Origin of the sequence: Candidatus Accumulibacter similis (assembly GCA_013347225.1) — a bacterium.
In the GTDB taxonomy this organism is placed as follows: domain Bacteria; phylum Pseudomonadota; class Gammaproteobacteria; order Burkholderiales; family Rhodocyclaceae; genus Accumulibacter; species Accumulibacter similis.
This window is the reverse complement of record CP054595.1, coordinates 2,032,471-2,048,348: the sequence shown is the minus strand read 5'-3', so window position 1 is coordinate 2,048,348 and position 15,878 is coordinate 2,032,471. Positions and strand designations below refer to the sequence as shown.

Below are 15,878 nucleotides of genomic sequence, written 5' to 3'. Positions count from 1 at the left end.
CGCTGCGTGCCTCTGCCGCCGGCGCAGCGCGCCGCTGTCAGCCTTCGCGCAGTCGGCGATCGATGTGCTCGAGTGCTTCTTCGATCTGGTCGATCAGGATCAGGCACAGATCACCGGCGGCCAGCTCGGCCAGCGCGCTGTCGATCGCCAGGAACTCGCCATGAATCTCCCGGATCTCCTTCGTTCGCATCGCGTGCTGCAGTCCGTCCCGCAGGAGCGCCAGCACTTCACCGTCGGCACGCCCGCGCTGGCACTGATCCTGATAAAGAATGACGCGATCGAAGGCTCCGCCGAGAATCTCCGTCTGCTGGCGAATGTCGTCGTCGCGCCGGTCACCGGCGCCGCTGATGACGACGGAACGCTTGCTGCCCGGCGCTGACGGCATGTTCTCGACGGCATCGACGAGGGCCTGGATGGCATCCGGATTGTGCCCGTAGTCGGCGATCAGCTTCGCCCCGCGATAGTCGAAGACGTTGAAGCGGCCAGGCGCCGTCTGCACATCGCTGACGAAGCTCGCCAGGCCACGCTCGATCGTCTGCCAGTCGAGGCCCAGCCCCCAGGCAGCGGCGATTGCCGCCATCGCGTTCTGCACCTGGAAGCCGATGGCGCCGTCCCGCGTCAGCGGAATTCCAGCCAGCGCGATGCGATGTTCCAGGCCGCCACCCGAGGCAACCAGTGAAGCACCGTCACGGTAGACCACGCGCTTGCGCTGTGCGCGGTGCATCGCCATGACCGGATGATTGCGTTCGGTGGCGAAGAAGCTCACGTTGCCCGGGCATGCGTCGGCCATTCGCGCCACCAGCGGGTCGGCAGCGTTGAGTACCGCGACCCCGCGCCCCGGTCTGACGTTCTGCACGATCACCCGCTTGACGACCGACAGTTCCTCGACGCTGCTGATGTAGGCAAGCCCGAGGTGATCGCCCAGGCCGATGTTCGTGACGACCGCCACGTCGCAGCGATCGAAGCCGAGGCCCTCGCGCAGCACACCGCCACGGGCGGTTTCGAGCACTGCCGCATCGACGCGCGGATGGAAGAGCACGTTGCGTGCGCTCTTCGGACCAGAGCAGTCGCCGGTATCGATCCGCCGCCCCTCGACGTAGACGCCGTCGGTCGTCGTCATGCCGATGCGCAGACCCTGCTGCGCGAGGATGTGGGCGATCAGGCGGACGGTGGTCGTCTTGCCGTTGGTGCCGGCGACTGCGACCACGGGAATGCGCCCGTCTTCACCGGGCGCGAACATGTTGGCGATGATCGCCTCACCGACCGGACGTCCCTTGCCGAAGGATGGCTGCAGGTGCATGCGCAGGCCGGGCGCCGCGTTGACTTCGACGATGCCGCCGCCCTGCTCCTCGAGCGGCCGCAGCACGCTGTCGCAGACGACGTCGACGCCGGCAATGTCGAGGCCGATGGTCTGTGCCGCGGCGACCGCCTGCGCGGCAAACTCGGGGTGCACGTCGTCCGTGACGTCGGTTGCCGTGCCACCGGTGGACAGGTTGGCGTTGTTGCGCAGGACGACCCGCTTGCCACGCGGTGGCACCGATTCGGGAGTCAACCCAGCCTTTGTCAGGCGGGCGATCGCCAGATCGTCGAGACGGATTCGCGTCAGGGACGTCGCGTGGCCATCGCTGCGACGCGGATCGCTGTTGACCCGGTCGACCAACTGCCGCACAGTGTGCACGCCGTCGCCGATGACCAGCGGCGGATCGCGTCGGGCAGCGGCGACCATCCTGTCGCCGACCACCAGCAGGCGGTAGTCGTGGCCTGGAAGGAAGCGCTCGACGAGCACTTCCTCGCTGATCCCGCAGGCAATCTCGTAGGCAGCCTCGATCTCGTCGCGGCGCGTCAGGTTGACCGCCACGCCCTTGCCCTGGTTGCCATCCTGCGGCTTGACGACGACCGGCCCGCCGATCTCGCAGGCGGCAGCCCAGGCATCCTCGGCGCTGAGAACCGGTCGGCCAACGGGTACCGGCACGCCGGCGGCATGCAAAAGGACCTTGCTCAGCTCCTTGTCCTGGGCAATCGATTCGGCAACGGCACTGGTCAGGTCGGTTTCCGCCGCCTGAATCCGGCGCTGCCGGCTGCCCCAGCCGAACTGCACCATGCTGCCGTCGGTGAGCCGGCGGTAGGGTATGTTGCGTGCTGCGGCCGCGTAGACGATGGCGCCGGTGCTCGGTCCCAACCGCACGTCCTCGTCGAGTTCGCGCAGCCGCTCCAACGCGGTGTCGAGCGCGAAGGGACGGTCATCGACGGCGGCGCGGCAGAGTTCCTCGGCCAGCTCGAAGGCCAGGCGGCCAACGGCTTCCTCACTGTACTCGACGACGACCCGGTAGGTGCCGAGTTCGACGGTCTCGGCCGTCCGGCTGAAGGTGACCGGGCAGCCCGCCTGCGCCTGCAGGCCGAGGGCGGCAAACTCGAGCGCCTGCGCCATCGATACCGCCTCGTCATGCCCCAGCGGCCGCAGCATGTCCAGCTCGGGAAAGCGCTCGCGCAGGCGGTTCTCGAAAGCCGGCATGTCGTCGATGTCGCGCTCGCTTTCGGCGCAATGAACGACCGCCTCGATCGCCGTGTGCCGGCTCCACAGGTTGGGACCGCGCAGGGCGCGGAGACGCGAGACTTCCATGAATGATTCCCTTCGAGAATATGCCTGTCAAAGCCGCCGTCGCGGCGTGGCGGCCTCCTGCCCTGCTACAGCCGTTGCTCAATCATTGGCCGCAGTCTCGAGAGCGGTGCGGACGATCTCGGGACCGATGCCGAGAGCCCAGGCAGCAGCCGCAGCCGCCAGGGCGTTGTCCACCTGCGCCGCGATGCGCCCACCATCGGTAAACGGAATCGCCCGCAGGCTGGTGATCACCGTATCGCGCTCACGGCTGCCGAAAACCACCTCGCCATCGCGCACGAACACCGCCCTGCCGCCCCGCCCTCGATGATCGACGACGGCCGGCAGCTCGCCGTCGGCGGCAAAGAAGATCACTTCCCCGTCACACAGAGGCGCCATATCGACGAGCATCGGCTGGCTGGCGTTGAGAACCGCCGCCCCGCCCGGCAGGACGACGTCCACCTGCGTGCGGAAGACGGTGAATAGCTGCTCGGCGGTGCTCAGGTCGTGAAGCCCGAAGTGCCGCTCGGCCTCGACGTTGGTGAGGATGCCGATCTGGCAGCGATCGTAGGCGAGGCCTTCGGTGAGGATGCTGTCACAGCCGTTCTCGACAATGGCGGTTTCCACGGTCCGGTTCATCAGGATGCGGTTGGCCGAGCCCCAGTTGGCGGAATCGCCGGCATCGATGCGGCGACGGCCGACGAACAGGCCACTGCTGCACGCCAGCCCGGTGTTCCTGCCGCTGAGGCCGACGATGCTGGCGAGCAGGCGGGCAACGGTGGTCTTGCCGCGGCTGCCGCTGATACCGACGACGGGGATGCGACCGTCGTCGCCGTCGGGAAACAGTTCGTCGACGATGGCCCGCCCAACCGGGCGCGGCTGGCCATTCGCCGGCTTGAGATGCATCAGCAGACCGGGACCGGCATTGACCTCGACGATGGCGCCACGCTGCTCGTCCAGCGGGCGCGAAATGTCCTCGCAGACGAGGTCGACGCCACAGATGTCGAGGCCGACGATGCCTGCGGCGAGGGCGACGGTCGCCGCCGTCTCGGGGTGGACGAGGTCGGTGACGTCGTCGGTATGGTTGCCGCTGCGCACGATCAGCACTTCGCGCCCGGCCTCCGGCACCGAGTCGGGAGCGAAGCCCTGGCGCGCCACCTCGAGGCGGGCAACCGGGTTCTCGGCGAGCAGGATGACATCGAGCGGAAACTCCTCGGCGGCGCCGCGCCGTGGATCGGAGTTGATCTGCAGGTCGATCAGTTGGTCGATCGTCGAGCGGCCGTCGCCGACCACCGTTGCCGTCTCGCCACGTGCCGCGGCGGCAAGCTTGCCGCCGATCACCAGCAGGCGATGCTCGGAGCCGCGCACGTAGCGTTCGACGATGACTCCGCTGCCCTCCTCGACGGCGGCCGCATAGGCCGACTCGACTTCCGCGCGCGTCATCAGGTTGGTGAACACGCCGCGCGCGTGGTTGCCGTCGGACGGCTTGACGACCACCGGCAGACCGATGTCCTCGGCGGCATCCCAGGCGTCGCCGGCATCCTCCACCAGACGGCCTTCGGGGACCGGCACGCCACAGGACGCGAGCAGGGTCTTCGCCAGGTCCTTGTCACGCGAGATGCCCTCGGCAATGGCGCTCGTCCGGTCGCTCTCGGCCGTCCAGATGCGCCGGCTGCGGGCGCCATAGCCGAGCTGCACCAGGTTGCCCGTCGGCAACAGGCGGATGAAGGGTATGCGCCTGTCCTTGGCGGTTGCCGCCTCGACAATGCAGCCGGTGCTCGGGCCGAGCAGGCGGCGCTCGGCGAGATCGGCCAGGCGCTCGACGGTGCCGGCGACATCGAAGGCTTCGTCGCGGATCGCCGCCAGCAGCAGGTCGCGGCCGGCGTAGAGACAACTGCGCGTCACCTCCTCATGCCAGGCGCGGACGACCACCTTGTACACGCCGCGGCTCGAGGTCTCCCGCGCCTTGCCGAAGCCGCCCGGCATGCCGGCCAGATTCTGCAGCTCGAGCGTCACGTGCTCGAGGATGTGGGCCGGCCAGGTGCCTTCCTGCAGCCGCCGCAGGAAGCCGCCCGGCTCACCGTAGCTGCAGCGGTGCTCGGCCAGCGAGGGCAGAAAGGCGGCCAGCCGCTCCGTGAAGCCGGGGATCGTGTTGGAGGGAAAGTCCTCCAGATCGCCGATGTCGACCAGCGCTTCGATCACCGGGCGGTAGGTCCAGATGTTCGGCCCGCGCAGGTAGCGGATTTCCAGAAACTTGATGTCTTTGCTTTTCATGACCTCGGCCCACGGAGGGAAGGGTTGGCGCGCTCTGGCGCGCAAGGAACGGCAGGCAGGAGCGCCCGACTGCCGCGTCGGTACGATCCGTCGCACACGGCCGCATTAACGCGGCACGCAGCAATCGGCTGACCCATGGCGCCGGCAACTGGCGTCCGCCGGCTCACAGGAAGCGGTCGAGAATCCGTCGGCTGTGCTGGTCGAGCGCATTGCGGTCGCGGATCAGGAACTGGATGCCGTGACTGTCGGCGATCAGCAGAGCCGGAGAGGCCAGGCGGCGGATGTCCTCCTCGCCCTTGAGGACGAAGCTCGTGCGGCCACGATCGGTGTCCACCTCCCACGTGCTCGGCGTCGCAAAACTGCCGACGCCGACGATGCGCTCGATCACCGGCATGAATTCACGCCCGGCCAGCTCGTCCTCGAGCAACTGCCGCAGCTCGTCCGGCAGGGTGTCGAGGCGGTCGATCCAGGCCAGTTCGTGGCCGTAGGGATCGACCAGGGCAAGGCCATCGTCGGGGGCGGTGATCGGAAAGGCACGCACCGGCACCACGCCATCATGGGTTTCGCCATCGGCGTCGGTCAGCTCGAGCCGGCCGAAGGAATTGCGGCGCAGTTGGTAATCCGGGCGGACCTTCATTCGCGATCTCCCTCGTCCCGGCGGTCAAGCTCGAGTCGCCGCAGTTCGTCTTCGGTATCGACATTGCGCGCCTGCGCCTGATAGAGGCGGTAATAGTGCCCCTCGCAGGCCATCAGCTCGTCATGGCTGCCAACCTCGACGACGCTGCCGCGATCGAGCACCACCAGGCGGTTCGCATCGCGCAGCGTCGACAGGCGGTGCGCGATGGCGATCGTCGTCCGGCCCCGGACCAGGTTGTCGAGCGCCTTCTGGATCTCCTTCTCGGTCGTCGTGTCGACCGACGACGTCGCCTCGTCGAGGATCAGGATGCGCGGGTCGATGAGCAGCGCACGGGCGATCGAGATCCGCTGCCGTTCGCCGCCGGAGAGCGCCTGCCCGCGTTCGCCGACGAGCGAGTCGTAACCGTGCTGCAGGCGCAGGATGAACTCATGCGCGTGTGCGGCGCGGGCGGCGGCAACGATCTCGGCGTGCGTCGCCTCGGGCTTGCCGTAGGCGATGTTCTCGGCAATCGTGCCAAAGAAGAGGAACGGCTCCTGCAGCACCAGGCCGATGTGCCGGCGGTACTCGGCGACCGGCAGCGAGCGGATGTCGACGCCGTCGATCAGGATCGCCCCCTCGCTGACGTCGTAGAAACGGCAGATGAGGTTGACCAGCGTGCTCTTGCCGGAGCCACTGTGGCCGACGAGACCGACCATCTCGCCGGGCTCGATGACGATGTTGATGTCGCGGGTGACGCTGCGCGTGCCGTAGCGGAAGCCGACGCTGCGCAGCTCGATGCGCCCGGACACCTGCGGCAGGTGCACCGGATGGGTCGGCTCGGGAACGCTCGAGACATGATCGAGGATGTCGAAGATTCGCTTGGCGCCCGCGGCAGCCTTTTGCGTCACCGAAACGATGCGACTCATCGAGTCCAGGCGCAGGTAGAAACGGCTGATGTAGGCGAGGAAGGCCGTCAGCACGCCGACCGTGATCTGGTCGCCGGCAATCTGCCAGATGCCGAACGCCCAGACGATCAGCAGGCCGAATTCGGTCAGCAGGGTGACGGTTGGTGAGAACACCGACCAGACGCGGTTGACGCGGTCGTTGACATCCAGGTTGCGGACGTTGGCGGCCCGGAAACGCGCCGCCTCGCGCGCCTCCTGGGCGAAAGCCTTGACCACGCGGATGCCGGGAATCGTGTCGGCAAGGACGTTGGTGACTTCCGCCCAGACGCGGTCGACGCGCTCGAAACCCGTGCGCAGCCGCTCGCGAACGACGTGGATCAGCCAGGCGATCACGGGCAGCGGCAGCAGCGTCACTGCCGCCAGCCACGGGTCGATCGACACCAGGATCACCGTCGTCATAGCGATCATCAGCACGTCGGTGGCGAAGTCGAGCAGATGCAGCGAGAGGAAGATGTTGATGCGGTCGGTCTCCGAGCCGATGCGTGCCATCAGGTCGCCGGTGCGCTTGCCGCCGAAGTACTCCTGCGACAACTTCAGCAGGTGCTCGTAAGTGGCCGTACGCAGGTCGGAACCGATGCGTTCGGAGACCAGCGCCAGGATGTAGGTGCGTCCCCAGCCGAGAACCCAGGCGAGCAGCGACGATCCGAGCAAACCCGAAAGATAGAGCAGCACCAGTCCGGGATCGATCGGCTGTCCGTTCTGGTAGGGGATCAGGACCTTGTCCATCAGCGGCATGGTCAGGTACGGTGCGACCAGCGTTGCAGCCGTGGTCAGCAACGACAGGATGAAACCGCCCAGCAGCTGCTTGCGGTACGGGCGGGCGAAGCGGCCGAGGCGGAGCAGTGTCCAGGTCGACGGCGGCTCGTGGATCTCCCTGCTGCATGCGGGGCACTCCTCCTGCCCGGCGAGGAGCGGTGTCTCGCACTTCGGACAGAGGGCGACACTCGCCGGCGGCGGCATCGTGCCCGTCAGCCGCAAGCTGAGCTGGCGCGTGAAGCGGTCGACCAGCCGGCCGGCGGCGACGTCGCTGCCGAGCGTGTAACGCCAGTGCGCGATCTGCCGCGCGGCATCGCACAACTCCAGTGTCCCGACGCCGGAATGGTCGCGCCGTGACAGCAGCAGACCCGGCCGGTAGGCCCAGCCTTGCCAGTCCCGCTCGCCGGCCGGCATGACCAGCAGACGCTCGCTGCTGACGACGACCAGACCGCGGGCAAAACGCAAGGCGGCGTCGAGATCGATCTCCAGCCAGGCCAGCACCTGCTCGCCGTCGGTCAGCTGCGGCGCGAGGCGCTCCGACCAGACGGCTGGCAGAACGGGCCCCGACGGGCCAGCGGGCGACGTGGCGTCGACAAGAATCTGGGAACTGGCTGCGGACATGGCAAGAACCGGCGTTGTTTTCAGCCCGGGAGCGGGCAAGGGCGCAAGTATAGCGCCCTTGCCCGCTCCCGGGCCGCGCTCAGAGCAGCAGTCGATCGTGCGGCAGGCAGCCGGCCTGACGCAAACGGGCAACCGTCGGCAGCAGGTTGAGGCCACTCGCCAGACGCCAGCGATCGGCGCGGCTGACGAGTTCGCCGCCGGCGACGTCGACCGCCTCGCCGGCGCTGGCGAAGGCGATCCTGTTGCCCCGGTCGCAGGAGGGGAAGACCAGCGAGCGGCCAGTGAAAGCCTGGCTGATGCGCTCGACACTGGCGGCGAAACCGCGGTCACGGCCAAGCAGGTTGACCGCCAGCAAACCGCTCTCGCTCAGACGCGCGCGGCATGCCTCGTAGAACGGCAGGGTGTCGAGAGCGCCGGCGCGGCCCTGACCATCGAAACCATCGACCAGGATGCAATCGTGCCGGCTGTCGCCCTGCAGCATGTAGTCGGCGCCGTCGGCAATCAGCACGCGCAGTCGGCGCGGGTCATCCGGCAATCCGAAATGCAGCCGGGCGACCCTCTCGACCTGCGGATCGATTTCGACGGCCGTGATCCGCGTCGCCGGCAGTTGATGGTAGATGAACTTGGCCAGTGATCCGGCGCCGAGACCGATCAGCAGGGCATCGCGCGGCCACGGTGTGGCGCGCAGCAACAGCCCGGCCATCATCTCGCGCGTGTAGGACAGTTCGAGGGCGTTCGGGCGCTGCAGGCGCATCGCCCCCTGCACCCAGGCGGAGGAGAAGTGGAGGTAGCGTACCCCCGCCCTCTCGCTGACTTCGATCGACTGGCGCGCCATCAACAGCCGCGACCCGGCCGCCGGCGGGCGCCTCGGGGCCGGGGCGCGCGCGGCACGATGGCGGGCGCCGTCCGCCCATCGCTCATTCCGCCACTCCCGTCGGCAGCCGCGGCGCTCCAGCCTCGAGCCGCAGTGACAGTTCCACCTTGTTGGCGACGCCGAGTTTGCGAAAGCTATGCGCGACGTGATTGCGCACTGTCGCCGGCGACAGCGACAGTGCGCGGGCAATCGCCGAATGCGTCTCGCCGCTGGCGTAGCGCAGGGCAATCTCGCGCTCGCGTGCGGACAGTTGCGCCAGCGCGCCGGTCGAGCGGGCGAGGACGAAGCGATACTCGCCGCAGTCACTGACGTCGAAGCGCCACGTGCCGGCGACATGCGACTGCCCCGCCTGCACAGTCGCCGCCAGCGGTGCGGGCAGGTGGCCGCCGCTCCAGTCTGGCCAGTGCTGGTGCAGCGAGGCCATGAAGGACGGTGACGCTTCGCGCAGCAGGCCGCGCCGGTCAACCACCGCCCACGCCTGGCTGAGGTGGCCCGGCCGGCGCAGGAAATGCCGCAGCCAGGCGGCACGATGGGTCGCCGCCAGATGCGGCATCAGGAGTTCCTTGAGCTGGCGCTCGGTCTCGGAAAACGGCAGCCAGGGATCGTGCCGCCAGAGCGTCAGGAACTCGTGGAGCGAAGTCGTGCGATCGAGGAGCACCGTCCCGAGCGCCCACTCGACCTTGAAGCGCCGCCCGAACCTGCGATAGAGCGTGCTGCGCAGATAGGTCTCGCGCGTCACGAGATCACCGAGGCTGATCGCCGTTCCCGGATCGGCGATCAGCGCGGCACGGAAGAAGTCGTGCTTGCTGCAGCGAACGTACGCCTCGACGATGCCGTGTTCGCAGTTGTGCAGATGCATCTCGTGCAGTGCCGGCGGTTCTGCCGAGGCGCTTCCCCAGCACGCCGAATCGAAGCCGACCACCGAAGCGACCTGCTCCAGCGCCCAGGCGCGATAGCGGCCGAGCGGCACCTCCCGACCTTCCCGATAAAGGGAAAGGATCACCCCGTTCAGCGCGCGCGCGTCAGCCATCTCCATGTTGCCCATTGTGCATGAGCCACGGCCCTGCCGCCAGTAGCGGCCGGTCACGGCGGGGCATGGTGCAGATGCACCACGTCGCGCCTTTACAGATCGGTTCCGGCAACTTCGCCGAACGGTGCAACGGCCCCAACCGAAGTCGGCCACGGCCAGCCATCCCGCTCATTTAACAAACTCTGAAACCAGCTCCGGATGGCCTCGTACCGGTCAGGCATGAAACGTGCTTATGGCATCCATCAGTAGAGCTGTTGAGTCCGGCACGCCGCCGCAGCGTCCCCTGCCATTGCAAGAGGAGAGGAACATGGCCACAAAAGCACCCCACTTCGTCATCAAGCCCAGCCTTCTGGCCATTCTGCTCGCCTTCCCGGCGCAACAGGCGCTGGCTGCCAACTGCAACTGGACCCCGGCCAGCGGCAACTGGGCGACCGCCGCCGACTGGAGCTGCGGCATCGTGCCCGGTGCTGCCGACAACGCGACGATCGCGGTGGGCAAGACCGTCACCGTCAACGCCGCACAGTCGATCCTCAACCTCAACAACGCCGGCAGTGTCAACCTAGATGCCTTCCTGCTGACGCTGGCAGGCGGCGGCGGCACCAGCAACACCGGCACACTCAACGTCGGCGCCGGTGCGATCCCGAACAATGCCGCGCTGCAGGTGGCGGGCGGGCACAACATCAGCAACGCCGGCGGCGTGATCAACGTCAGCGCCGACAGCGTGATCAACCAGTTCGGCAGCACGATCACCGGGGGTACGATCAGCACCACCGGTAGCGGCAAGCTGGTCGCGTTCAACAGCGGCAGCAACGTCCTCTCCGGCGTCACGCTCAACGGCACGCTCGATCTCGCCTCGGGCACTGGCATCGAGCGCGTCGTCAACGGCCTGACTCTGAACGGCACGATCAACATCGGCAACAACAGCATTTTCGCGCCGCAGGGCAACCAGACCATCGGCGGCACCGGCAGCATCAACTTCGTCGATGCCGGTGGCAGCAACCGCCTCAACGTCGAAGCAGGCAATCTCACGCTGAGCTCGGGCGTCACCGTGCGCGGCGGCAATGGCTTCATCGGCCAGCAGTCCTTCGTTGGTGGCGGCGCCACGCTGACCAACCAGGGCGTGATCTCCGCCGACGTGTCCGCCCGCACGATCACGCTGGGCGTCAACGGCCAGGTCGTCAACCAGGGCACGATGCGGGCGCAGAGCGGCGGCACGCTGCAGTTGAATACCGGCGGCGGCTACGACAACACTGCCGGCGTGATCCTCGCCGACAGCGGCAGCACGGTGTTCCTCAACGGCGCCACCGTCACCGGCGGTCAATTGAACTCCAACGGCACGGGCGTCTTCAGGGCTGCCAACAGTGGCAGCAACTTCCTCAATGGCGTGACGCTCAACGGCGCGCTCGACCTGGCCGCCGCCACGTCGGTCGAGCGCATCGGCGCCGGCGGCATGGTCCTGAACGGCACGATACACATCGGCAACGGCAGCGTGCTCGCGCCGCAGGGCGATCAGACGATCAGTGGCAGCGGCACGATCGTCTTTGCCGACGGCAGCGGCTCCAACCGGCTGAACATCGAAGCCGGCAATCTCGTCATCGGCTCCGGCGTCACCGTCCGCGGCCAGACCGGCGTCATCGGCCAGCAGGCCTTCGTCGGCGGCGGCGCCACACTCACCAACAACGGCACGATCCAGGCCGACGTCGCGGGCGGTACGGTCATCCTGACGGTCAACGGCCTGACCACCAACAACGGCACGCTGGCGGCTCTCAACGGCGGCACACTGCGACTCGACTCGGCAGTTGCCGGTGGTGCCGGCAGCCAGATTCTCGCCGGAGCGGGCAGCACCGTGGTGCAGAACGGTGTGACGGTCAGCGGTATCGTCAACACGGCCGGCAGCGGATCGTTCCGCGCCAGCAACAGCGGGTCGAACTTCTTCGCCGGCGTCACCCTCGCCGGCACGATGGACCTGGCGTCAGCCACAGGCATCGAGCGCCTCACGGGCGGACTGACACTCGCTGGCAGCACGATCAACATCGGTAGCGGCAGTGTCCTCGCCCCGCAGGGCAACCAGACGATCACTGGCAGCGGCACGATCGTCTTTGCCGACGGCAGCGCCTCGAACCGTCTGAACGTCGAGGCCGGCAATCTCGTCATCGCCTCCGGCGTGACCGTCCGCGGCCACACCGGCGTCATCGGCCAGCAGTCCTTCGTCGGTGGTGGCGCGACGCTCACCAACAACGGCACCGTCCAGGCGGACGTCGCTGGCGGAACGGTCAGCCTGGCGGTCAACGGTCTGACGACCAACAACGGCACCCTGGCGGCGCTCAATGGCGGCACGCTGAACCTGAACAGCGCCGTGCAGGGCAACAGCGGAAGCCAGATCCTCGCCGGCGCCGGCAGCGTGGTGAACCAGAACGGGGTCACCATCAGCGGCGACATGAACCTGACTGGTGCCGGCTCGTTCCGGGCCAACAACAGCGGCAACAACTTCCTTTCCGGAGTGACGCTCGCCGGTACACTCGACCTCGCTTCCGCGACTGGCGTCGAGCGCGTCGCCGGGGGGCTGACGCTCAATGGCGCCACGATCGACATCGGCAACGGCAGTGTCCTCGCCCCGCAGGGCAACCAGACCATCGGCGGCACCGGCAGCATCAACTTCGTGGATGCCGGTGGCAGCAACCGCCTCAACGTCGAAGCAGGCAATCTCACGCTGAGCTCGGGCGTCACCGTGCGCGGCGGCAATGGCTTCATCGGCCAGCAGTCCTTCGTTGGTGGCGGCGCCACGCTGACCAACCAGGGCGTGATCTCCGCCGACGTGTCCGCCCGCACGATCACGCTGGGCGTCAACGGCCAGGTCGTCAACCAGGGCACGATGCGGGCGCAGAGCGGCGGCACGCTGCAGTTGAATACCGGCGGCGGCTACGACAACACTGCCGGCGTGATCCTCGCCGACAGCGGCAGCACGGTGTTCCTCAACGGCGCCACCGTCACCGGCGGTCAATTGAACTCCAACGGCACGGGCGTCTTCAGGGCTGCCAACAGTGGCAGCAACTTCCTCAATGGCGTGACGCTCAACGGCGCGCTCGACCTGGCCGCCGCCACGTCGGTCGAGCGCATCGGCGCCGGCGGCATGGTCCTGAACGGCACGATACACATCGGCAACGGCAGCGTGCTCGCGCCGCAGGGCGATCAGACGATCAGTGGCAGCGGCACGATCGTCTTTGCCGACGGCAGCGGCTCCAACCGGCTGAACATCGAAGCCGGCAATCTCGTCATCGGCTCCGGCGTCACCGTCCGCGGCCAGACCGGCGTCATCGGCCAGCAGGCCTTCGTCGGCGGCGGCGCCACACTCACCAACAACGGCACGATCAACGCCGACGCCGGTGGCACGATCAGCGTCACGCCGAACGGCGCACTGACCAACAACGGCCTGTTCCGGGCGCAGGATGGCACCCTCAACGTCGGGCGCAACGTCAACGGCACCGGCACGTTGCAGGTAGACCACGCCGGCGTGATGACGCTGGCCAACGGCGGCAACACGCAAGGCCGTCTGGTGATGGGCGCAGCGGGCTCGGCCATCAACATCGGCACGGGCAACCTCATCATCAACAACGACTACACCAATGCCGGCGCCGGCACGGGCAACAGCTTCAACCGGCGCGCCGGCGTCACCGGCACCGGACAGGTCCGCGCCGGCGGCGACGTGGCGCAGGTGATCAGCGGCGCCGGCGTCACCGGCGGCAACACGACAAATGCGACCCTGACGATCGGCAATGTGCGCGTCGGCAGCAACACCTTCAATTACCAGATCGGCAACTCCGGCAGCACCGGGCCGACTCTGCGTGGCGCCGTCCAGACCGCTGCCAACGGTGGCAACATCAGCGACGCACGCCTCTCGGGTAGCGGCGTCACGGCCGCCAACTACAACGCCGGTGCCCCCGGAGCCAACAGCGGCGACCTCGCTGTGGTCTTCAACGCCGCCAGTGCCGGCGCGCTGGCACCGCTCGCCGGACAGGTCCTGAATCTGCGCAGCAATTTCGAGAACATCGCCGACCAGAAGCTCAACATCGTGCTTGCCGGTGGTGCGGCGGCCTACAACGCCGCCATCGGCAACGCCGGCACACCGGTCACCGTAGCCAACCAGCGTGTTGGTGGCAGCAACACCGCCGCCATCACGGTCAGCAACACTGCCGCAGCCGGCCCGTTCAGCGAAGACCTGAACGCCAGTTTCTCCGGCTCGAGCGGCCAGGCCGCGATCAGCGGTGGCAACATCGTCGGTCTGCTGGCCGGACAGGGCAACAGCACGACCATGGGCGCACGCGTCGACACCAGCTCGGCTGGTGACAAGACGGGCACAGTGTCCCTCGCCTACGAGACCGCCGGCAAGGTCAACGGCGTCAGCAATGGCCTCGGCACTGCGAGTGCCGGCAGCCAGGTCGTCGCCGTCAGCGGCAAGGTGTACCAGTTGGCTGCCGGCTCGCTGCAGACCGGGCCGCTGAACTTCGGCACGCTGCAAGTCGGGCAGCAGGTCAGCCAGAGCCTCGTGGTGCGCAACACCGCCAGCGGAGCGGCGGGTTACGTCGAGGATCTCAACGCCTCGTTCGGCGCCTCGGGCAACAGCCAGATCAGCGGCAGCGGCGCCCTCAACGGCATCCTCGCCGGCACCGACAGCACTGCCACGAATGGCGCGATGACCGTCACCGTCACCGGTGCGACGGCCGGCGCCCTGAACAGCTCGATTGCCGTCAATTACTTCAGCGCCGGTGCAGTGAACAACGTCAGCAACGGGCTCGGCGTGCTGGCAGTGGGGAGTGAGAACTTCGCGGTCAATGGCAGCATCACGACCACGGGGACTGTGATCAACCAGGCCAGCCCGCAGATCAACACCCCAGCGGTCACGGTCGCGGCCCGCCGCGTCGGCGATGCGGCGGCGACGGCGACCGTCAGTGTCACCAACGTGGCGGGAGCGCCGCCGCAGGCGGCATTGAACGCCAGCATCAGCAGCGGCGGTGCACCGGTCACGGCCAGCGGCAGCTTCAACCTGCTCGACCCGGGCGCCACCAGCAGCGCGCTGACGGTTGGGCTGAACACGGCCGTCGCCGGCAACTACACTGGTGCCAACGCTGGCAGCGCGACCATCGCGCTGGTGTCCGACGCCAGCAACGTCGGCAACTGCGCGCCGAACTGCCAGCTCAACCTCGCCCCGCAGACGATCAGCGTATCCGGCAAGGTTTACACGGCGGCGGTCGGGCAGTCGACGACACCGGTGGTCGACTTCGGCATCGTCCGCGTCGGTGACAGCGTCGCCGACAGGAACGTCACGGTACACAACGCTGCCGCCGTCAGCGGCCTGAACGACACCCTGCGCGCCAGCCTGAACGGCGTCAGCGGGCCTTTCGCCGCCGGCGCTGCCGCCAGCGGCATCGTCGCCCAGGGCAGCGGCCAGATCGCCGTCGCCCTGTCAACGGCAACGGCCGGCGTCTTCAGCGAGAACGCCAGCATCGCCTTCATCAGCCAGAACCCCGACATGGCTGACATCAGCGCCGGTGCCGATGCGCCGGCTCTCCTCAAGGCGCAGGTGAACAACATCGCCAACGCAGCGCTCGCCAAGTTCTCCGGCCTCGGTACGCTGAGCGTCACTGGCAACGACTACACGCTCGATCTGGGCAACGTCGTGCTCGGCACACTGGGCATCACTGGCTCGCTGCAACTGGCCAACGCGATCAGCGGACCGGCCGACTTCCTGAGCGGGGCGTTCGACCTCAGCGCCACGGGCGACGCCGACGGCTTCAGCTTCACCGGCTGGAACCCCTTCAGCGGACTGGCAGCCGGCCAGAGCATCGGCGGCCTCGACTACAGCTTCGACGCCACGACCCTCGGCGTGCTTGACGACCTGATCAGGCTCGATGCGCTCAGCCAGAACGGCTCCGGTCCCGACCTCGGGCAGCAGCGGACGCTGCGCATCGTCGCCAACGTCATCGACCAGCAGGGCGGCGGCCCGGTCCCCGAGCCGGCGACGATGATGTTGCTGACGATCGCCCTCGCCAGTCTGCTGCTGCAGCGCCGGCGCAGCATGGTACACTGACGCCCCGGTGGTCGCTGCGAAGAGAGGCCGCCCAATCGAGCAGCCCTCTTCGCGGGAGAAG

Annotated in this window: 7 protein-coding genes; 1 reads left to right on the top strand and 6 read right to left on the bottom strand. The window is 68.0% G+C overall.

Annotated features, from left to right (window positions below):
- Nucleotides 1–37 precede the first annotated feature (37 nt).
- The 6 genes from cphA (HT579_09470) to HT579_09445 all read right to left on the bottom strand — a co-directional run bounded on the left by cphA (HT579_09470) (nucleotide 38) and on the right by HT579_09445 (nucleotide 9,732).
- A complete protein-coding gene (gene cphA, locus HT579_09470) occupies nucleotides 38–2,620 on the bottom strand; it encodes a cyanophycin synthetase (protein QKS29119.1) in 2,583 nt (860 codons plus the stop codon).
- Nucleotides 2,621–2,698: 78 nt separating this feature from the next.
- Entirely contained in the window at nucleotides 2,699–4,870 is a 2,172-nt protein-coding gene (gene cphA / locus HT579_09465) for a cyanophycin synthetase (GenBank protein QKS29118.1), read from the bottom strand.
- 163 nt (nucleotides 4,871–5,033) lie between these two features.
- Entirely contained in the window at nucleotides 5,034–5,507 is a 474-nt protein-coding gene (locus HT579_09460) for a DUF1854 domain-containing protein (GenBank protein ID QKS29117.1), read from the bottom strand.
- Nucleotides 5,504–7,828 (bottom strand): ABC transporter ATP-binding protein, encoded by a 2,325-nt coding sequence (locus tag HT579_09455; GenBank protein ID QKS29116.1) that lies wholly within the window; start codon nucleotides 7,826–7,828, stop codon nucleotides 5,504–5,506. The genes HT579_09460 and HT579_09455 overlap by 4 nt, the downstream gene beginning before the upstream one ends.
- A gap of 79 nt (nucleotides 7,829–7,907) precedes the next feature.
- A complete protein-coding gene (locus HT579_09450; protein ID QKS29115.1) occupies nucleotides 7,908–8,663 on the bottom strand; it encodes a fused MFS/spermidine synthase in 756 nt (251 codons plus the stop codon).
- An 82-nt stretch (nucleotides 8,664–8,745) separates the two neighbouring features.
- The gene (locus tag HT579_09445; protein ID QKS29114.1) at nucleotides 8,746–9,732 is read right to left on the bottom strand and encodes a helix-turn-helix transcriptional regulator; all 987 of its coding nucleotides are present in this window, start codon (nucleotides 9,730–9,732) and stop codon (nucleotides 8,746–8,748) included.
- A 307-nt stretch (nucleotides 9,733–10,039) separates the two neighbouring features.
- Between HT579_09445 and HT579_09440 the strand changes: the two genes are divergently transcribed.
- Nucleotides 10,040–15,817: a choice-of-anchor D domain-containing protein gene (locus tag HT579_09440; protein ID QKS29113.1), complete on the top strand. Its 5,778-nt coding sequence runs from the start codon at nucleotides 10,040–10,042 to the stop codon at nucleotides 15,815–15,817.
- Nucleotides 15,818–15,878: the final 61 nt, after the last annotated feature.